The organism is Micromonospora sp. NPDC005205 (assembly GCF_040608275.1).
Classification (GTDB): Bacteria; Actinomycetota; Actinomycetes; order Mycobacteriales; family Micromonosporaceae; genus Micromonospora.
Genome location: NZ_JBEXHV010000010.1, coordinates 63127 through 81127 on the forward strand (window position 1 = coordinate 63127; position 18001 = coordinate 81127).

General features: G+C 73.2%; 19 protein-coding genes. 13 read left to right on the forward strand and 6 right to left on the reverse strand.

Translation table 11 applies throughout. The annotated features are described in order from the left end of the window. Window positions 1–32: 32 nt before the first annotated feature. The 4 genes from ABZU43_RS19335 to ABZU43_RS19350 form a co-directional block, all read right to left on the reverse strand. Window positions 33–761: an ATP-binding protein gene (locus ABZU43_RS19335; protein ID WP_355007871.1), complete on the reverse strand. Its 729-nt coding sequence runs from the start codon at window positions 759–761 to the stop codon at window positions 33–35. 113 nt (window positions 762–874) lie between these two features. Then, window positions 875–1333 carry a DUF4383 domain-containing protein gene (locus ABZU43_RS19340; RefSeq protein WP_355007872.1) on the reverse strand — a complete coding sequence of 153 codons (459 nt, stop codon included), beginning with the start codon at window positions 1331–1333 and terminating at the stop codon, window positions 875–877. Between the two features lie 84 nt (window positions 1334–1417). Beyond that, window positions 1418–2557, reverse strand: coding sequence for a glycosyltransferase (locus ABZU43_RS19345; protein ID WP_355008028.1), 1140 nt, complete (start codon window positions 2555–2557; stop codon window positions 1418–1420). A 23-nt stretch (window positions 2558–2580) separates the two neighbouring features. Then, a complete protein-coding gene (locus tag ABZU43_RS19350; RefSeq protein WP_355007873.1) occupies window positions 2581–3597 on the reverse strand; it encodes a glucosyl-3-phosphoglycerate synthase in 1017 nt (338 codons plus the stop codon). A 195-nt stretch (window positions 3598–3792) separates the two neighbouring features. Here ABZU43_RS19350 and ABZU43_RS19355 point away from each other — a divergent pair, with 195 nt between their 5' ends. The 7 genes from ABZU43_RS19355 (at window position 3793) to ABZU43_RS19385 (ending at window position 12753) form a co-directional block, all read left to right on the forward strand. Then, window positions 3793–4803 carry a Gfo/Idh/MocA family oxidoreductase gene (locus ABZU43_RS19355; protein WP_355007874.1) on the forward strand — a complete coding sequence of 337 codons (1011 nt, stop codon included), beginning with the start codon at window positions 3793–3795 and terminating at the stop codon, window positions 4801–4803. Beyond that, entirely contained in the window at window positions 4796–5884 is a 1089-nt protein-coding gene (locus ABZU43_RS19360) for a zinc-binding alcohol dehydrogenase (protein WP_355007875.1), read from the forward strand. Before ABZU43_RS19355 ends, ABZU43_RS19360 begins: the two co-directional genes overlap by 8 nt. A 41-nt stretch (window positions 5885–5925) precedes the next feature. Next, the gene (locus ABZU43_RS19365) at window positions 5926–7734 is read left to right on the forward strand and encodes an ABC transporter ATP-binding protein (RefSeq protein ID WP_355007876.1); all 1809 of its coding nucleotides are present in this window, start codon (window positions 5926–5928) and stop codon (window positions 7732–7734) included. Between the two features lie 76 nt (window positions 7735–7810). Beyond that, on the forward strand, window positions 7811–10102 hold the full coding sequence (secA2, locus tag ABZU43_RS19370) for an accessory Sec system translocase SecA2 (RefSeq protein WP_355007877.1): 2292 nt from the start codon (window positions 7811–7813) through the stop codon (window positions 10100–10102). 181 nt (window positions 10103–10283) lie between these two features. Next, window positions 10284–11024: a GAF and ANTAR domain-containing protein gene (locus ABZU43_RS19375; protein ID WP_355007878.1), complete on the forward strand. Its 741-nt coding sequence runs from the start codon at window positions 10284–10286 to the stop codon at window positions 11022–11024. A gap of 239 nt (window positions 11025–11263) precedes the next feature. Further along, complete coding sequence (locus ABZU43_RS19380) at window positions 11264–11755, forward strand: DUF2231 domain-containing protein (RefSeq protein ID WP_355007879.1); 492 nt, start codon at window positions 11264–11266, stop codon at window positions 11753–11755. A gap of 239 nt (window positions 11756–11994) precedes the next feature. Then, window positions 11995–12753 (forward strand): class I SAM-dependent methyltransferase, encoded by a 759-nt coding sequence (locus ABZU43_RS19385; protein WP_355007880.1) that lies wholly within the window; start codon window positions 11995–11997, stop codon window positions 12751–12753. Window positions 12754–12924: 171 nt separating this feature from the next. Here ABZU43_RS19385 and ABZU43_RS19390 read toward each other — a convergent pair whose 3' ends face one another. Together ABZU43_RS19390 and ABZU43_RS19395 are read right to left on the reverse strand one after the other, a co-directional pair. Continuing rightward, the gene (locus ABZU43_RS19390) at window positions 12925–13875 is read right to left on the reverse strand and encodes a DUF3500 domain-containing protein (RefSeq protein WP_355007881.1); all 951 of its coding nucleotides are present in this window, start codon (window positions 13873–13875) and stop codon (window positions 12925–12927) included. Between the two features lie 31 nt (window positions 13876–13906). Further along, window positions 13907–14299 carry an ankyrin repeat domain-containing protein gene (locus ABZU43_RS19395; RefSeq protein ID WP_355007882.1) on the reverse strand — a complete coding sequence of 131 codons (393 nt, stop codon included), beginning with the start codon at window positions 14297–14299 and terminating at the stop codon, window positions 13907–13909. Window positions 14300–14363: 64 nt separating this feature from the next. On the opposite strand from ABZU43_RS19395, the gene ABZU43_RS19400 reads away from it, so the two are divergent. The 6 genes from ABZU43_RS19400 (at window position 14364) to ABZU43_RS19425 (ending at window position 17986) form a co-directional block, all read left to right on the forward strand. Beyond that, the gene (locus tag ABZU43_RS19400) at window positions 14364–14741 is read left to right on the forward strand and encodes a signal peptidase I (RefSeq protein ID WP_355007883.1); all 378 of its coding nucleotides are present in this window, start codon (window positions 14364–14366) and stop codon (window positions 14739–14741) included. Between the two features lie 112 nt (window positions 14742–14853). Further along, complete coding sequence (locus ABZU43_RS19405; RefSeq protein WP_355007884.1) at window positions 14854–15309, forward strand: cysteine dioxygenase family protein; 456 nt, start codon at window positions 14854–14856, stop codon at window positions 15307–15309. Between the two features lie 44 nt (window positions 15310–15353). After that, the gene (locus ABZU43_RS19410; protein WP_355007885.1) at window positions 15354–15845 is read left to right on the forward strand and encodes a rhodanese-like domain-containing protein; all 492 of its coding nucleotides are present in this window, start codon (window positions 15354–15356) and stop codon (window positions 15843–15845) included. A gap of 50 nt (window positions 15846–15895) precedes the next feature. Beyond that, entirely contained in the window at window positions 15896–16429 is a 534-nt protein-coding gene (locus ABZU43_RS19415; protein ID WP_355007886.1) for a winged helix-turn-helix domain-containing protein, read from the forward strand. Window positions 16430–16676: 247 nt separating this feature from the next. Next, window positions 16677–17282: a winged helix-turn-helix domain-containing protein gene (locus ABZU43_RS19420; protein ID WP_355007887.1), complete on the forward strand. Its 606-nt coding sequence runs from the start codon at window positions 16677–16679 to the stop codon at window positions 17280–17282. A gap of 41 nt (window positions 17283–17323) precedes the next feature. Next, complete coding sequence (locus ABZU43_RS19425) at window positions 17324–17986, forward strand: uridine kinase (protein ID WP_355007888.1); 663 nt, start codon at window positions 17324–17326, stop codon at window positions 17984–17986. The last annotated feature ends 15 nt before the right edge of the window (window positions 17987–18001 follow it).

The following is an 18001-nucleotide window of genomic DNA, read 5'->3' on the forward strand; positions in this document are numbered from 1 at the left end:
ATCGCCAGGACCGCTGCAAGCACCTCGAACGCTCAGGTTGCCGGCAGCATCGCCCAGACGGCCTTGCCCTGACCGGCCGGCACGCTGCCCCACCGCTGGGTCAGCTCCCGGACCAGCATCAACCCTCGCCCACCCTCGGCGTGCAGGTCCGTCCCACCCGCACGGGCCTCGGCGCTGCTGCCGTCCACCACGGCCAGGTGCAGGTACGGCCGGCGCAGGGTCACCGTCACCTGCATCGGCGTGCCGGCGTGGCGCACCACGTTGCCGACCAGCTCGCTGAGCACCAGCGCGGCCGGGCCGGACGCGTCGGGCAGATTCCACCGCGCGCACGCCTCGGTGACCAGCTCCCGGGCCCGCCGGCAGGCACCGGCCACCGGCTCCAGCCGGGCCCGCATCCGCAACGGGGACGTCGTGCCGGCCAACCGGGTCGCCTCCGCGCAGTCCGCGGAGACCGGAAGCACCCGGCAGGCGGTCGACTCGGCCAGCCATCGGGCGGCGATCGGCGACGGGGAGCAGAGCAGCACCGGCACCGCCGGCCACTCCTCGGCCCGGCGGGCTGTCGCGGCGAACACCGACAGCGCCAACCGGTCCTCCACGCGCACCCCGGCCATGTCGACCACCAGCGCCTCCGGCTGGTCGACCAACGCGTCGCTGAGCGCCCGGTGCACCGAGCGCATCGTGCCCAGGTGCAGGGGGCCGGTGAGCCGGACGACCGCCACCGGTGCGGTGGTACGCACCTCGCAGGTGATCCCGCTCGACATCGGCGCCTCAATTCGCTGCTCACTGGGTCGGGATCTGCCAACTACCCGAGGCCGCTCCCAATCAAACCGGACCGACAGCGGGGCGAGGCAGGTCACGTCGCCGCAACCCCAGGTCAGCGACGAGGCCGGCCGGTCAGGACGCCCAGGGCGATCATGCCGACGCCGAGCCCCAGATGCAGCCAGCCGTCGGCGTCGTTGACCGGCAGCACGTTCGCCCCGGTGTCGTGGTCCACCGCCAGCCCGTAGAGCCAGAGCACCAGATAGACCGCGCCGCCGCCGATCAGGAACGCCCGAGCACCGGTGACCGTCCGGGCCAGCAGCAGACCCACCACCCCGTCCGCCAGGTGCACCAGGTTGTGCAGCACCGACACCTGGAAGACGCCGAACAGGTACGCGCCCGAGTCGTGGCCGGCGAAGCGCAGCGCGTCCATGCCGGTGGTGATCCCCGGCACGAAACCGAGCACACCGACCAGCAGGAACAGCACGCCCACCGTCGCCGCGGCGCGACGGACCGGCGGTTTGCCGTCGGCCGGGTTGGGTCGGGCCCGGGAGTGCGCCATCGGTCCGACCATTCCCGGCTCCTCGTCGCGCGGCGGGCATGAGCGCTGCCGGCTACCCGCCGGTGCGGCCGGCAAACCGGCTGGCGCCGCCCCCGGTCAGGCCGGCAGCAACCTCGGGGCGCTCGCCGACTGCCGGACCCGCTCGTACAGCTCGACGTAACGCTGCGCCATCACCGCAGGCGTGAAGCGCTGCGCGGCCACCCGCCGGCACTCGTCGGGGTCGAGCAACTCGGCGGCGAGGACGAGGTCACCCAACTCCTCCTCGTCGGTGGTGAGCAGCCCGGTACGGCCGTGCTCGATCAGCTCCGGCAGGCAACCCCGGGAGGTGGCCACCACCGGCGTACCCAGGGCGAGCGACTCGACGACAGCAGTGCCGCCCGGCTCCTCCCATCGCAGCGGGAACAGCGACGCGCGGGCGCTGGCGAGCAGGTCGTCGCGCTCCTGGCCGGCCACGGTGCCGACCCAGCGGACCAGGTCACCGTCGACGTGCGGTGCCACCTCGTCGAGGAAGAACCGCACGTCCGGGTTCTGCCGGGCCTCGTCGCCGGCAGCGGCCAGGTCGGCTGGCCGGTGGTACGGGCCGACGGGGCCGGCCAGCACCAGCGGAATACCGACCCGGTGCGCGAGGCGGGCACCCACGTCCTGCCCCTTGCCCGGGTTGATCCGGCCCAGGATGAGCAGGTGCTCGCCCTTGTCCGGTCGGGGCCGCCGGTCGGCGTCGACGGCGAGCGGCGTGGACAGGTGCACGTGCCCCACCGAGTGCTCTCGCAGCGCCAGCGGAGCGCGGGCCAGCTGCGACGCGGAGACGCCGTTGACCCGGACCCGGTCGCCGCCGTCCAGGCTGCCGTAGAGCGCCGGGTGCTTGGCCAGGTCCCAGTGCAGCGTGTGCAGGGTCGGCGGCCCGGACGGCCCCATCGCGGCGAGGGTGGCCAGCCCGACCGCCTCGACGTGATCGTGCACCAGGTCGATGTCGTCGCGGGAGTGCAGCTCGCGGACCACCCCGGCCAGGTGCGCCTGGGCGATTCCGCAGACCTGGTTGTACGGCCGCTGCAACGCGGCGAACTGGCCGTCGGCGAAGACCGAGATCTGCTCGTCCACCGGCAGGGTGCTGCTGCCCACCGAGGCGAGCACCACCCGTACGCCCAGTCGCCGCAGCTCCGGCACCAACGTGGCGATGACGTTCTCGATGCCGCCGTAACCGGGCGGTGGCACCGACAGCCACGGCCCGGCGTTCATCAGCACGGTGAGGCTCCTGGCGCTCACGCGGCGGCCACCCGGCGGCGGGGCACCCGGTGGCGCAGTTCGGCCAACGGCGGGCGTTCCTCGATGGACACGTCGCTGACCACGATCTCGCGGTCCAGGTTCGGCAGGGTGTCGGAACCACCGCGACGGAACTGGGTCAGCAACGACTCCGGCGCGAACCCGGGGGTCGCCCAGCCGCGCCGTTGCAGCCGGGTCCAGGCCGTCAGCATGATCTGCGCGGACATCCGGCCCAGGGCGGCGGTGTCCTGGTGGCGGTGCTTGCGCTCACCGAGGTCGACCTGCGCGAGCGCGTCCAGGCCGACCAGGTCGAGCAGGTCGATCATCATGGCCGTCTCCACCCCGTACCCGGAGACGAACGGCACCTGGGCCAGCACGTCCCGGCGGCCCGCGTACTCGCCGGCGAGCGGCTGCACGAAGCCGGCCAGCTCGGGCCAGAAGAGATTCAGCAGCGGTCGGGCCATCAACTCGGTCACCCGGCCCCCGCCGTCCTGCTCCACGCTGGCGGTGCCCACCAGAGGGCGGTGGTAGAAGCCCTTCACGAAGTCGACAGACGGGTCGGTCAACAGCGGCCCGAGCAGCCCGCTCACGAAGTGCGGCCGGAACTCCCGCAGGTCGGCGTCGATGAACGCCACCACGTCTCCCTCGGCGGCGGCCAGCCCTGCCCAGAGCGCGTCGCCCTTGCCGGTCAGCCGGGGCAACCCCCGGGTCATCGCGTCCTGGCTGACCACCTCCGCGCCGGCGGCACGGGCCACCTGCGCGGTCCGGTCCGTCGAGCGGGAATCCACCACGATCAGCTCGTCGACCAGTGCGACCCGATCCATCAGGTGCTCCCGGATCGTCGACACGATCGCGCCGACGGTGGCCTCCTCGTTGCGCGCCGGCAGCACCACGCTGACCCGGGTCTCGCCCTTGGCGCGCATCAGCCGACGGGTCGGCCAGTCGGCCGCCGCCGTCGTCCGGTACGTAGCCCACGCCTCGACCACAGGCGACACAGTCGATGTCATATCCCGCACGGGCACCCCCTCCGTTCGTGCGTGGAAAAACCAAATTTGGTTGTTCCCATTCCTCATCACCCACTAACCGCATTCTCGGCAACAGCTTGATCACAGAGGTGACGACAATTCGTTCCCGGGCGATGAACGTTTGATTGCGCACAGCTCAGGGGACTGCTCCCATCGCAGATGAAATGTCTTCGAAGGGGTGTGGGGATGCGGAACTGTCGGGTGGGGCTGGTCGGTGCCGGCGGCGTGGCACAGCGTCATGCGCGGGTGCTGGCCGGGTTCGACGACGTCGAGCTGGTCGGGGTCACCGACGTGGCGCCGGAGGCGGCGTCCGCGCTGGCCGCCCAGCACGGCGGGCGGGCCTTCGCCGACGTCGCCGCGCTGCTGGCGACCGGTCTGGACGCCGTGTACGTCTGCGTGCCACCGTTCGCGCACGGTCCCGCCGAGGAGGCGGTCATCGAGGCCGGGGTGCCGATGTTCGTGGAGAAGCCCGTCGCGGTGGACCTGAGCACCGCCGAGCGGATCGCCGACCTGGTCGCGCGGCGGGGGCTGCGCACCGCCGTCGGCCACCACTGGCGCTACCTGAGCGTGCTCGACCAGGCCCGCGACCTGCTCGCCGACCGTCCGGTGCGAATGGTCAGCGGCGCCTGGCTGGACAAGGTGCCCCCGGTGGCGTGGTGGTCGCGGCGGGACCGCTCCGGCGGGCCGGTGGTCGAGCAGGCCGCCCACGTGCTCGACCTGATCCGCGTGCTGGCTGGCGAGGTCACCGAGGTCACCGCGTACGGCAACGGCACCCCACCGCCGGTCGACGGCGCCGACATCGACTCGGTGACCACCGCCGCGCTGCGCTTCGCCGACGGCGCGGTCGGCACGCTCAGCGCCGCCTGCGTCCTCGGCTGGAAGCACCGTGCCGGCCTGGAGATCCTCGCCGACGGGCTGGCCCTCGCGATCACCGAGGAGGGGCTGTCGATCCGCGACGCCGACGGCGAACGACACGTTCCCGCCGACCCGGAAGCCGCCCGGGTGGCGGTGGACCGTGCCTTCGTCGACGCCGTCCGTGGCATCGGCGACGACGTGCGCGTGCCGTACGCCGAGGCCCTCGCCACCCAGCGCCTGGCCCTCGCGGTCGCCGACTCGGCCCGTACCGGCACCACGGTGCGGCTCGCCACCGCGACCGCGCCGGCAGTGCTCACCACCGGGGTGTCAGTCGATGCGTGACAAGGTCGTGGTGGTCACCGGCCCCGGCCGGGTCGACCTGGTCGAGCAGGACGCCGCCCCGCTGCGCCCCGGCACGTTCCGGGTCGAGACGCTGTTCAGCGGTGTCTCCGCCGGCACGGAGCTGAGCTACGTCAAGGGCACGAACCCCTACCTGAACGTCACCTGGAACCCCGACCTGGGCCTGTTCCAGCCGGGCGCGGCCAGCACCCCCTACCCGGTGACCCGACTCGGCTACATGCAGGTCGGCCGGGTGGTGGAGAGCGAGACGCCGGCCGTCGCGGTGGGCACTGTCGGCGCGATGACGTACGGGCACCGCACCGGCTGGCTGGCCGACCCGGTCGCCGAACGGTTCGTGGCGCTGCCCGACGACCTGGACCCTCTGCTCGGCGTCTACGTCGCGCACATGGGCCCGATCTGCGCCAACGGTCTGCTGCACGCCGCCGCCGACCTGCACGGCACCGACGTCCGCGCGCTCGGCGACGGGGTACGCGGCCGGCGGGTCGCCGTCGTCGGCTCCGGTGTCGTGGCGCTGCTGACGGCCTTGTTCGCCCGACGCAACGGCGCCGCGTCGGTGGTGGTGCTCGACCCCACCCCGCACCGCCGCCAGGTCGCCGAGGCGCTCGGTCTGGAAACCCTCGACCCCGACGCGGACGACCCGGCGGTGGTGCTCAAGACCCGTTGGGCGCACGCCGCCGGCGACCGGGGTGCCGATGTGGTGTTCCAGTGCCGGGGGCAGGCGTGGGCGCTGCACCTCGCCCTGCGGCTGCTGCGGCCCCAGGGCACCGTCATCGACCTCGCCTTCTACCAGGGCGGCGCGGACGCGGTCCGTCTCGGTGAGGAGTTCCACCACAACGGGCTGTCGCTGCGCTGCGCCCAGATCGGCCGGGTGCCTCGCGGGCTCGCGCCCACCTGGGACCGCGAACGGCTCTCCGCCGAGACCGTTGACCTGCTCCGGACGTACGGCGACGCGATCCGTAAGCACCTCGTCTCGGCGGTGGTGCCGTTCGACGAGGCGCCCGCCCTCCTCACCGACCTGGCCGCCCGTCGCCGCCAGGAGCTTCAGGTGGTCCTCGCCGCCTGACCCGCCGTCGCCGCGTGCCGGGGGCGGCTACCGTTCGCGACATGAGCACCGTGCAGGAACGGCCGGTTCCCGGCGACACCTCGACCGACCGGCCGGCCGACGGCAGCCCCGTGGGCCGGTCGGTCGGCCTGGCCGCGTTGCTGCCGTACCTGCGGGAGCACCGCGGCACCCTGGTGGTGGTGGGCGCGCTGTCGCTGATCGGCTCGGCGGCGTCGCTGGCGCAGCCGCTGCTCACCCGGTCGGTGCTCGAGCGGATCGGCGCCGAGCAGGGCGTGTCCCGGCTGGTGGCGGTGCTGGTGGCCCTCGTGGTGCTCGGCGCGGCGATCGGCGGGCTGCGGGACTACCTGCTGCAACGCACCGCCGAAGGAGTGGTGCTGGGCACCCGGCGCCGGCTCGCCGGCCACCTGCTGCGGCTGCCCATCGCCGAGTACGACCGCCGCCGCACTGGCGACCTGCTCTCCCGGGTCGGCTCGGACACCACACTGCTGCGCGCCGTCGTCACCTCCGGGCTGTTCGAGACGGTCACCGGGGCGGTGACGGTGGTCGGCGCCGGCACGGCAATGGTGCTGCTCGACCCGCTGCTGTTCGGCGTCACCCTGCTCGGGGTGGCGCTGGGGCTGATCTTCGCCGCCACCTTCGCCCGCCGGGTCCGGGCGCTTGCCCGGCTCGCCCAGGAGCGGATCGGCGAGATGACCTCGGCGGTGGAGCGGGCCATCTCGGCGGCCCGGACCATCCGGGCCAGCCGCGCCGAGACCCGGGAGACGCAGACCGTCACCGGCAGCGCGCGCGAGGCGTACGCGGCGGGGCTGCGGGTGGCCCGGGTGCAGGCTGTGGTCGGCCCGATCGGCTCGGTCACCGTGCAGGGCGCGTTCCTGCTGGTGCTCGGCATCGGCGGGGCGCGGGTCGCGGCCGGGGCGATCTCGGTCGGTGACCTGGTCGCGTTCGTCATGTACCTGTTCCTGCTGGCGCTGCCGTTGGGGCAGGTGCTGCGGGCGTACACCCAGTTGCAGTCCGGCCTGGGCGCTCTCCAGCGGATCGAGGAGATCCTTGCCGTCCCCGCGGAGGGCGCGGACGACCGGCCGGCGCCCGGCAGCGCGACGGCGACCCCGCGCCGCCCGACCCCGATGATCGAGTTCGACCGGGTCGGCTTCGGCTACCCGGGCGGCGAGCCGGTGCTGCACGAGGTCAGCTTCGCCGTCGCCGCCGGCACCCGGACCGCCCTGGTCGGTCCGTCCGGCGCCGGCAAGTCCACACTGCTGGCCCTGGTCGAGCGCTTCTACGAGGTGAGCGCCGGCGCGGTCCGCCTCGACGGCACCGACGTACGGGACCTGCCCCGCGACGCGCTGCGGGCCCGACTCGGCTACGTCGAGCAGGAGGCTCCGGTGCTGGCCGGCACGCTGCGGGAGAACCTTCTGATCACCACACCGGACGCCAGCGACGACCGGTTGCGCGACGTCCTGGACGAGGTCAACCTGGGCCACCTGACGCAGCGCACCCCGCTCGGCCTCGACGTGCAGGTGGGCGAGGGCGGAGTGCTGCTCTCCGGAGGTGAGCGGCAGCGGCTGGCCATCGCCCGCGCGCTGCTCGCCGGCCCGCCGGTGCTGCTGCTCGACGAGCCGACCAGCAACCTCGACTCCCGCAACGAGGTCGCGCTGCGCCGCGCCATCGACGCCGTGGCCGTCCGCCGGACCCTGTTGATCGTGGCGCACCGGCTCGCCACCGTGGTCGACGCCGACCAGATCGTCGTCCTCGACGGCGGCCGGGTCGTGGCAGTGGGCACCCACGCCGAACTGACCGCCACCGACCCGCTGTACCGGGAACTCGCCAGTCACCAACTGCTGGTCGGGTGACCGACGCCCGGCCGCGGCGAACTTGCCGGGCGACCGGGCCGCGCACGCCGGCCAGAATCGCGTACCGTTGCCGCTCATGGGTGTGTCGCAACGGTTCAAGAGCAAGTTCCGGCGGTTCCTCCAGCGCCCCGGCTCGACCGTGGATCTTGCTCCGCTGGAGAAACTGCTGCCGGCGATCGAGGCGCGCGAGGCTGAGCTCACCGCGCTCGACGACGCCGAGCTGACGGCGGCAGCGGGTGCCGCCGCCGGTTACGAGGAGATCTGCGCCGTCGGCCGTGAGGCCGCCCGCCGCGGCCTCGACCAGCGGCCGTACGACGTGCAGCTGCTCGGCGCGATGTCGCTGCTCTCCGGCAAGGTCGCCGAGATGGCCACCGGTGAGGGCAAGACACTGACCGCGACGATCGCCGCGTACGGGCACGTCCGGCTCGGCAACGGCCCGGTGCACGTGCTCACCATCAACGACTATCTGGCCCGCCGCGACGCCCAGTGGATGGAGCCGGTCTACACCCTGCTCGGCCTCACCGTCGGCTGGGTCAACGAGGCCTCCACCCCGCAGGAGCGGCGTGACGCGTACGCCTGCGACGTCACCTACGTCTCGGTCAGCGAGGCGGGCTTCGACTACCTGCGCGACCAGCTGGTCACCGACGTGGCAGACCGGGTGCAGCCCGCGCTGACCACCGCCATCGTCGACGAAGCCGACTCGATCATGATCGACGAGGCCCGGGTGCCGATGGTCCTGGCCGGCGCGGTGCCGGGCGAGCAGGACCCGGTGCACGCCGCCGCCGCGCTCGTCCGTGGCCTGCGCAAGGACAAGCACTACACGGTCGCTGAGGACGGGCGCAGCGTGGCGTTCACCTCCGCCGGCCTGGCCGCCATGGAGGCCAAGCTCGGCATCGACCTGTACGACGAGGAGCACGTCGAGCAGCTCTCCGCGGTCAACGTGGCGCTGCACGCGCACGCCCTGCTGCACCGTGACGTGGACTACATCGTCCGGGACGGCTCCGTCGAGCTGGTCGACGAGATGCGCGGCCGGGTGGCCCAGCGCCGCCGCTGGCCGGACGGTCTCCAGGCCGCTGTCGAGGCCAAGGAGGGGCTGGACGCCACCGCCGAGGGCGAGGTGCTCGGCACCATCGCCATGCAGGCGTACATCGCGCTCTACCCGAAGGTGTGCGGGATGACCGCCACCGCGGTGCTCGTCGGCGACCAACTGCGGGAGTTCTTCAGCCTCGAGGTCGCGGTGATCCCGCCGAACACCCCGTGCATCCGCGAGGACGAGCCGGACCGCATCTACGCCACCCGGGCGGAGAAGGACGAGGCGCTCGTCGACGAGATCCAGCGCGCGCACGCCAAGGGGCGGCCGGTGCTGATCGGCACCCTGGACGTCAAGGAGTCCGAGGGGCTCGCCGCCGGGCTGAACGCCGCCGGGGTGCCGTGCGTCGTGCTGAACGCCAAGAACGACGACGAAGAGGCCACGATCATCGCCGAGGCCGGCGCGTACGGCGCGGTCACCGTCTCCACCCAGATGGCCGGCCGTGGCGTCGACATCCGCCTCGGCGGCAGCGACCAGACCGACCAGGAGCGGGTCGCCGAGCTGGGCGGGCTCTACGTGATCGGCAGCGGCCGGCACGACAGCCGCCGGGTGGACGACCAGTTGCGTGGTCGGGCCGGCCGGCAGGGCGACCCGGGTGGCTCGGTCTTCTTCGTCAGCCTGGAGGACGACCTCGTCGTCCGGCACGCCGCCGACTCGGTGCCGGCGTCACCGCGGATGAACGCCGACGGTCTGGTGACCGACGAGCAGGTCGACTACGCGGTGGAGCACGCCCAGCGGGTCGCCGAGGGCGTCAACCACGAGATCCACCGCAACACCTGGCGCTACAGCGTGGTGATCGAGCAGCAGCGCAAGGCCCTTGCCGCGCGCCGGGAGCGGCTGCTGACCAGCGACGTGGCCGCGGTGATGCTGCTGGAGAAGGAGCCCGAGAAGGCCGGCGAGATGGACGAGGACCTGCTCGCCCGTGCCGCCCGGTCGATCGCGCTCTACCACCTGGACCGTCTCTGGGCCGAGCACCTGGCCGAGCTGTCCGAGGTCCGCGAGGGCGTGCACCTGCGCGCACTGGGCCGGCTCGACCCGCTGGACGAGTTCCACCGGGCTGCGGTACCGGCGTTCAACGACCTGATCCCGGAGATCGAGGCCCGCACCATCGCCACCTTCACCGAGACCGAATTCGATGAGGACTGGCAGGCCGACGACGGCACCCTGGTCCGGCCCACCGCGACCTGGACGTACCTGGTGCACGACAACCCGTTCGGGTCCGAGCTCGACCGTCTGATCGCGTCGATCGGGCGGCGGCTCGGCGGCGGCTCGCGCTGACGTTTCGACGCTCGGGGCCCCGGCCGCGCTTCCGCGCGCGACCGGGGCCCCGATTTACGCCGTTTCGACCCAGGTTTCCCAGGGTAGTAGGGCTGGTCGGTCGAGTCGGGAGAGAGCAGACGATGACACAGGTGACGAAGCGTACCGGTCAGGCGCGAGACGGCACGGAGGCTGCGAACCGGTGAACCTCGACACGCGGGAACCGGTGGTGCACACCCTTGGTGTGCTCGAAGCAGCCGCACTGTTGCGGGAGCTGACTGCCGGGCTGATCGCCCTGACCGACTTTGATGAGGCGCTGCTGGCCCTGGTCCGCGTCACGCGGGACGCCGTCGCCGGGGTGCGCTGGTGCGGGTTCACCGCCCTGCGGGCCGGCGAGCCGGCCGGGGTGGCCGCCTCCGACGAGGGGCTGGCCGGGCTGGACGACCTGCGACACGGGCCGGACACGCCGGCGATGAGCGCGATCCACCTCCGCGAGATGATCCTCGCCGCCGACCTGACCGGTGAGCCCCGCTGGCCGGCCTGGACGGCGCACGCCCGCGACCTCGGCGTACGCGGGGTGATCTCCGCACCGGTCGACATCGACGACCAGGTCATCGGGGCGATCAACCTGTACGCCGCCGCGCCGGACCTGCTGACCCCGCAACACCAGTTGACCGCGATGCTGCTCGCCGAACACGCCGGTCTGCTGCTCGCCGCCGTCCGTGACCGCAACCGACAGCTCACCCTCGCAGGTGTTCGGGACGCCTCACTCCTGCACGACGGGGTGGTGGGCCAGGCCGTCGGCGTCATCATGACGCAGCGCGGGTGCCCTCCGGCCGAGGCCCTCGACGTGCTGCGGACCGCCGCCTCGTCGCTCGACATCCCGCTGCGCGAGGTGGCCGAGCGCCTGGTCCGGACGGTCTCCCGCCAACGCGACAACTGACCCCGGCCGGCATCTCCACCGTGGCGCCGCCCGTGATCGACGCGAAGTCCTTGAACCCGCGGTGTCACAGTCGCGCGGACGCCCCGACTTCCGGGAACCCGAGTTGATCAGCGCTGGTCACGCTGCGGCTTCGGTGCCCGTTCTTTCTGCTGCCGGCGAGTCGGGCGGCATCGTTTCGTCGCGACCGCCCTCGGGTAGCACTCTGGTCAGGTGAGCTGCGCCGACCCGGGGGAGGACCGATGCAGAGCCGGCTGCGGGTGCAGGGGCACCCGATCCAACCAATGCTCGTGACGTTCCCGCTCGGGCTCTTCGTCAGCGCCACCGTTTTCGACCTCACCGACGTCGTCGGCGGGCCCACGTTCCTCGGCGAGGTCGGCTACTGGACTGGCGTCGCCGCGCTCGTCGCCGCCGCCCTGACCGCCGTGGCCGGCATGGTCGACCTGTGGGACGTGCCGGGCGACCGTACCCGCCGCACCGCTGTCGCCTTCAACCTGGTGAACGCGCTGATGGCAGCCATGTTCCTGCTCACCTGCCTGGTCCGGTCACACTCCCCGCAACGCGGCGCGTCGGTCACGATCCTGGCCACCGAGCTGGTCGCGTTGGCCGTCGGCGCGGTCGGCGTGCACCTGGGCGCACGGCTGATGCGTCAGTTCGACAGCGGACGTACCGAGACCGGCGGCCTGGACGCGCTCGCCGGCATCCGTACGGCTGGTCGGCCCACGATCCGCTGACACCTTCGCTCCCGAAGATCTCGCGCCTGCCACCTGGGCACCGCACGGCGCCGCTTACACCGCGCCTCGCCAGCTCGCGGGCCTTCCCCCGGGCGGACCTGGCCGAGCCGCACGACACGGGCCCCGAAGGCGCTCGGATCCTCCAGTCCGCGCGTGAGGAGCAGAGGCTCACGGGCACCCTCGGCCTGGCGGCGGCAATTGGGTTGCCGGCCGGGTGACCGGCCGCGAGGCTGACCGCCATGACCGCTGAGCGTGACGCCGAGGACTTGATCGCAGAGGCAGCCGCCGCGCCCGTCGATGGTTGGGGCTTCGACTGGCTGGCCGGCCGGGCCACCGAGGAGCGTCCACCCTGGGGGTACGCCCGGCTGGTCGCCGACCGGATGGCGCGGGCCGACGCGGCGCTGGACGTGGACACCGGCGGCGGGGAGGTGCTCGCCGAAGTGCCGCGTCCCCCAAAATTGCTGACGGCGACCGAGGCGTGGCCGCCGAACGTTGAGGTCGCCCGCCGGACCCTGCGTCGGGTCGGCGCGACGGTGGTCGCGGTCGCCCCGGACGGGCCGCTGCCGTTTCGCGACGCCTCGTTCGACCTGGTGGTCAGCCGGCATCCGGTGCGTACCGACTGGGTTCAGACGGCACGGGTGCTGCGGCCCGGAGGGACGTTCCTGTCCCAGCAGATCGGCGCCGGCACCATGCGGGAGCTGAGTGAGGCGATCCTCGGGCCGTTGCCACCGCCGACCCAGCGGCACCCCGAACACGCGGTCGCCGCCGCCGAGGCCGCTGGCCTGCGGGTGGTCGACCTGCGGTGGGCCACGCTGCGGGCGACGTTCGCCGACATCGGCGCGGTGGTCTGGTTCCTGCGCAAGGTGATCTGGACCGTGCCCGGGTTCACTGTCGACCGCTACCGCGCACCTCTGCGCGACCTCCACCACCGCATCGCCGAAGAGGGCCCTTTCGTCGCCCACGCCCAACGCTTCCTCATCGAGGCCACCCACCCCTGAACCACCCCACCCCGCACCCCCCCACCCCCCGCACGCGTCGATCTTGCACTTTCTGTCCCGGCAAAAGCCGTCCAGAAGGGCAATCCGACCACCGAAACTGCAAGATCGACGAGGGCGGGGCCGGGCGGGGCGGGGCGAGGCGGGGCGGGGCGGGGCGAGGGCCGGGTGGGGTTAGTGGGGGTGGGTTTGGTGGTGGGTTGCCAGGACGTCGGCGCCGAAGTCGCTGGCGGGACGGCGCAGCACGGTGTGCGCGTGGTTGCCGTCCGCTGTGGTGTTGTCGTACTCGATCAGCAGGTCGTCACCCTGCACCCGGTAGTAGTGCCGCCGCCCGGGGTGGGTCGGGCCGGCCCAGGCGAAGTGCAACGGACCGGAGTCCAGTCGGGTCGCTTCCCGGATGGCCAGCTCAGGCGGCAACCGGTCGAGGTAGAGGGCGACCACCTGGTCGAGCAGGGCGCGGCCGGTCGGTCCCAGCCGCTGTGCCGGTACGCCGAGGGGCTCCAGCGGCGCGTCGACCCGCCCGCGGGTGGCGCTGATGATGTCCGCCGGCGCCTCGTCGGCGATGATCGCGGCGGCCCGCTCGGCGGGGCCCAGCGCGTCGAGCAGGGCGCGGGCCAGGTCCTCTTCGACACCGAGTGGGCGGGAGACCGGCCGGCCGGCGTAGCGGACCGCGGCCGGGTTGGCGCCGAAGAAGATCGGCGCGGGGGAGACCTGACCGTCCACCACTGTCATGTTCACCGACAGGTGGTGCCCTTCGAGTCGCCACGCCCAACGGTCGTCGCGTGCGGGGTCACCGAACACGGCCACCCAGTAGTCGGCGCTGTGCCGCCCGCGCTGCCAGCCCTCGGCCCGGTCCAGCACCTCCTCCAGCGAGATGATCGCCATCGCCTGTGCGTACGCCGAGGGGCTGAGCGCGGTGGCCAGCAACCGGTGCGCGGCCTTGCGGGCGGTGACGTCGAGTTCGCCGAGGCAGACGCCCGGTCGGGGTCGGGGCCGGTATTCCAGCCAGCGTCGGGCCGCCTCGTCGTCGAACGAGTGCACGGCGCTCTCGCGGGCGGCGGGGTCGAGCGCGGTCAGCAGCGCGGTCGCGGCCGTCCGCATCTGCTCCGGCAGGGGATCTTCCACCGACCCTGTATACCGGCCGGCCGTGCCGGTGTCAGCCGACGCGCAGCAGCTCTGTCATCTCCGGCAGGTCGAAGAAGCGCGCCGTCTCGATGGCCGACGGGTTGCCGTGTGCCGGATCCGCGCCGGCGGCGAGGAGTGCGCGGACCGCTTCGGCGCTGCTGCGGAAGACCGCCGCTGCCAACGCGGTCTGACCTCGGTCGTTGGCTCGGGTGTGGTCGGCGCCGCGGCTGAGCAGGGCGGCCACCGTGTCCGGGTGGGAGTGGTACGCGGCCAGGATGAGCAGCGTGTCGCCCTTGTCGTTGGTGAGGTTGACCGGCAGGCCGGCGTCGATCTGCGCCGCCAGTTCGTCGGTGGCGCCAGCGCGGGCCAGGTCGAACATCCGGTGCGCGAACGCCAGCGTCTCGGCGTCGAGGTTCTCGGTCACCGGTCCAGGTTAGCCACACCGGTCCTGATAGGTTGCTCGGCCGGCGCGCAGGGTGAGGGGTCCGATGGGTGAGACGGTGTACGTGGGCAACGCGGGCGTCGACGGCGCCACCAACGCTGGTTGGTTGCTCGGGCACTTCGCGCCGCCGGGGGAGATCCGGCACAGCACCGACGTCGAGGTGAAGTGGGGTGTGCATCCGCCCGGGCAGGCCCGGGCGCGGTGGGCGACCGGCGAGGTGCGCACCACTCTGCTCGTACTCATCGAGGGGTGTTTCCGGGTGGAGCTGCCGGACCGGACGGTACGGCTGGCCGCTCCGGGCGACTACGTGGTGTGGGCCCGTGGGGTGGACCATTCCTGGTTCGCCGAGCGCGCGTCGGTGGTGTTGACAGTGCGCTGGCCCTCGTTGCCGGGCTACCGCACGGACCCGCCGGTGCTGCGCTGATTCACCCGAGCGGATGACCTGCGTCCCATCAGACGGAATTACCTACTATACCTATAGGCTTTGCCGTCTAGAGTACGAGAGCACCCCGCCGAACGACCCGCGAGGAACCGCCATGACGCACCACCGTCCGGAGCCCGACCTGCTCACCGTTGCCGCCGGGTGGGCCGACCCGGCCGGCTGGCCGGTCGCGCTGCGCTTCGATCCAGCCGAGCGCTGGTACGCCCGCCTCGCCGCCGGCGACGAACACGAGGTGTGGGCGCTGAGCTGGCTGCCCGGGCAGGGCACCGACCTGCACGACCACGGCGGCTCCTCCGGAGCGTTCCGGGTGGTCAGCGGCGTGCTCACCGAGGAGACGGTCAGCGCCGGCCGACTGCGCCCCCGACTGTTGCCGGCAGGTGCGGGCCGCCGCTTCGGCCCCCGGCACGTGCACCAGGTGACCAACCGGGGCGTCGAACCGGCGGTCAGCGTGCACGTCTACCGGCCGGCGCTGCTGCGGATGACCCGCTATCACCTCCTCGACGGGCGGCTGCGGGTCGCCGAGGTCGCCGAGGCCGGTCGGTCCTGGTAGTCGCGCGCCCCGAGAACCCCCCTGTCACCGGAAGGAATCCGAGAATGCAGACAACCGCCGAGCACTGTCCCGCCCCCGTGCCGCCGCCACCGGGCTCCCGGGGCATCGACGAGATCCTGGCCGCCGCGCGGGCCCGGCTGCGCCGGCTGGACCCGGAGCGGGCGCACCTCGCGTACCGGAGCGGAGCGCTGCTCGTCGACATCCGCCCGGCGGCGCAGCGGGCCGCGCACGGCGTGGTGCCGGGCTCTCTCATCGTCGAACGCAACGTGCTGGAGTGGCGCTTCGACCCACGCTGCGCGGCCCGGCTGCCGCAGGCCGTCGACTACGACGTGCCGGTGGTGATCGTCTGTCAGGAGGGCTACACCTCGTCGCTCGCCGCCGCCGCGTTGCAGGACGTCGGCCTGCACCGGGCCACCGATGTGGTCGGTGGGTTCGCGGCCTGGCGCATCGCCGGCCTACCGGCCCTCGGCCCGACCCCACTGCACCACCCTTCACCCCTCGCGTCCCCGGTCAACGCCGGGTGGGCGCGCCGCTGACCGTCACGCCACACCCGGCGTGGCGCGCGTACCGCCACTCAGGAGGCACCATGTCCGTCGTCGCCATCCCCACGCGCCGTCACCCCGGCGTGCGCCCGTCGGCCCGTCCGCGCACCAGCCCGACCCTGACCATCACCCTCGACCTCGTCCCCGGGCCGCTGAGCCCCCGGCTGGCCCGGCTCGTGCAACTGCTCGGCGAGCTGGCCGAATCGGGGGAGGGTCAACTGCGTGCCGTGGAGGAGCCCGCGTCGGGGCCGCGACCGGCCCCGCGCCCCGCCGCGCCGGATCACGTCCGCATCCTGGCCGGCTCGCGGATGGTCCGCCAGGGTGACCGGGCCATCGCGTTGACCCGCATCGAGTACGAGCTGCTGCTGTTCCTGGCCGAGCGGCCCCGCCGGGTGTTCACCCGCCTGCAACTGCTCTCCAGCGTCTGGGGCTACGAGCACGCGGTGGCCCGGACGGTGGACGTGCACGTCCGCCGGCTGCGCGCCAAGCTGGCCGGCTCGGAGGTGGTCACCACCGTCTACGGCGTCGGCTACCGGCTGGCCGACGAGGCCCTGATCAGCGTGGATCACAGCAGCTGAGCCCTGGTCCAGAGGCGATGTGACCGCCTGGTGAACCGGTCGGGGACCCCCGTAACGGGGCATGTCGACGACTCTGCTGTAATCATCAGGACTCGTACGCAGAGCGAGCATCCGGCTCCGATGCGTTCGTCAATTGTCACATTCATGCAACGCAGCCGCCTCTTGACCCTCGCCCAGGCGCCGGGAAGCATCGATGAAGCGGCGTCCCGGGCCGTGGGGAGATACCCGGACCAGCCCAAGGAGGACCATGTCGGTCAGCCCCGCCTCGTCGCGTGCCGGATGGCATACGTCCCAACCCGCGGTGCCCGGTCGACCTCCCGGCGGCCAGCGTCGCCCGGCGAACACCGCCGCGCCCGTGCTCACTGTGACGCTGTCCATCCCGCTGGCCTGTGAGGAGTCGCTGACCCCGGCGGCACGCCGGCTGTTGGAGGCCGCTCGCGAGATGCTGGAGCGGGGCGAAGGCGTGATTATCGGCTCGGTCCCGACCGAACGCCGCCCCGACCAGGCGCCCGCCAACCGGTCGCCGGCCCGCCCGATCAGCCCGACCATCCCCGCCCTGCACATCCTCGCCTCGTCGCGCTCGGTGCTGCGCGACGAGGAGCCGCTGCCGCTGACCCGGCTGGAGTTCGACCTGCTGCTGCACCTGGTCGCCCACCCGCGCCGGGTGTTCACCCGCCTGCAACTGCTCAACGCTGTCTGGGGCTACGAGCACGCCGGCGTGCGCACCGTCGACGTGCACGTGCGTCGGCTTCGCGGCAAGGTCGGCGTCGACGTCCCACTGGTCACCACCGTCTACGGCGTGGGTTACCGGCTGGCCGACGACGCCCGGGTCACCATCGACCGCAGCGGCTGACCGGCGACACCCGCGTAGCCGGCGCGGGGCAGGATGGTTCGGTGCGCATCCGCCCCATCTCGCCCGACCTGCTCGTCACCGAGCTGACCGGCCGGCTGGCCGACGCGGCGACCCGCGCCGCGAGCGCCGCCGCCGGGCCCGCGCGGCTGCGGGTGGCAGTGGACGGCGCCCCCGCCGCCGGCGCCGACGAGCTGGCCGCGGCGCTGGTCGACCCGCTGCGCGCGCAGGGCCACCCGGTGCTGCACGTCCGCGCCACCGACTTCCTGCGCCCCGCGTCGCTGCGCTTCGAGCTGGGGCGCACCAACCCGGACTCCTTCTACGAGGCCTGGGTCGACGAGGCCGGGCTGCGCCGGGAGGTGCTCGACCCGGCCGCTGCGGGCGGCAGCGGCCGGCTGCTCCCGTCGCTCTGGGACGCCGACGCCGACCGGGCCAGCCGTGCCCGCTACGTCGACCTGGCACCCGGCGGTGTCGTCCTGGTCAGCGGCTCACTGCTGCTCGGCGGCGGCCTGCCGTTCGACGTGACCGTCCACCTGGAGTTGTCCCCGGCGGCGCTTCGCCGACGCACCGAAGCGGCCCAGCAGTGGGCGCTGCCGGCCTTCGACCGGTACGCCGAGGAGGTCGTCCCGGCGAGCTTCGCCGACGTCGTGGTACGCGCCGACGACCCCCGCCGACCGGCGCTCGTGGAGCCCGGCGAGAACGACTGACAACAACCGAGAATT

What these genes read in the sequence shown, in the direction of transcription:
- ABZU43_RS19335 (WP_355007871.1), bottom strand. Translation starts at nt 761, where the DNA reads ATGTCGAGCGGGATCACCTGCGAGGTGCGTACCACCGCACCGGTGGCG.
- ABZU43_RS19340 (WP_355007872.1), bottom strand. Translation starts at nt 1,333, where the DNA reads ATGGTCGGACCGATGGCGCACTCCCGGGCCCGACCCAACCCGGCCGAC.
- ABZU43_RS19345 (WP_355008028.1), bottom strand. Translation starts at nt 2,557, where the DNA reads ATGAACGCCGGGCCGTGGCTGTCGGTGCCACCGCCCGGTTACGGCGGC.
- ABZU43_RS19355 (WP_355007874.1), top strand. Translation starts at nt 3,793, where the DNA reads ATGCGGAACTGTCGGGTGGGGCTGGTCGGTGCCGGCGGCGTGGCACAG.
- ABZU43_RS19360 (WP_355007875.1), top strand. Translation starts at nt 4,796, where the DNA reads ATGCGTGACAAGGTCGTGGTGGTCACCGGCCCCGGCCGGGTCGACCTG.
- ABZU43_RS19365 (WP_355007876.1), top strand. Translation starts at nt 5,926, where the DNA reads ATGAGCACCGTGCAGGAACGGCCGGTTCCCGGCGACACCTCGACCGAC.
- secA2 (WP_355007877.1), top strand. Translation starts at nt 7,811, where the DNA reads ATGGGTGTGTCGCAACGGTTCAAGAGCAAGTTCCGGCGGTTCCTCCAG.
- ABZU43_RS19380 (WP_355007879.1), top strand. Translation starts at nt 11,264, where the DNA reads ATGCAGAGCCGGCTGCGGGTGCAGGGGCACCCGATCCAACCAATGCTC.
- ABZU43_RS19385 (WP_355007880.1), top strand. Translation starts at nt 11,995, where the DNA reads ATGACCGCTGAGCGTGACGCCGAGGACTTGATCGCAGAGGCAGCCGCC.
- ABZU43_RS19400 (WP_355007883.1), top strand. Translation starts at nt 14,364, where the DNA reads ATGGGTGAGACGGTGTACGTGGGCAACGCGGGCGTCGACGGCGCCACC.
- ABZU43_RS19405 (WP_355007884.1), top strand. Translation starts at nt 14,854, where the DNA reads ATGACGCACCACCGTCCGGAGCCCGACCTGCTCACCGTTGCCGCCGGG.
- ABZU43_RS19410 (WP_355007885.1), top strand. Translation starts at nt 15,354, where the DNA reads ATGCAGACAACCGCCGAGCACTGTCCCGCCCCCGTGCCGCCGCCACCG.
- ABZU43_RS19415 (WP_355007886.1), top strand. Translation starts at nt 15,896, where the DNA reads ATGTCCGTCGTCGCCATCCCCACGCGCCGTCACCCCGGCGTGCGCCCG.
- ABZU43_RS19420 (WP_355007887.1), top strand. Translation starts at nt 16,677, where the DNA reads ATGTCGGTCAGCCCCGCCTCGTCGCGTGCCGGATGGCATACGTCCCAA.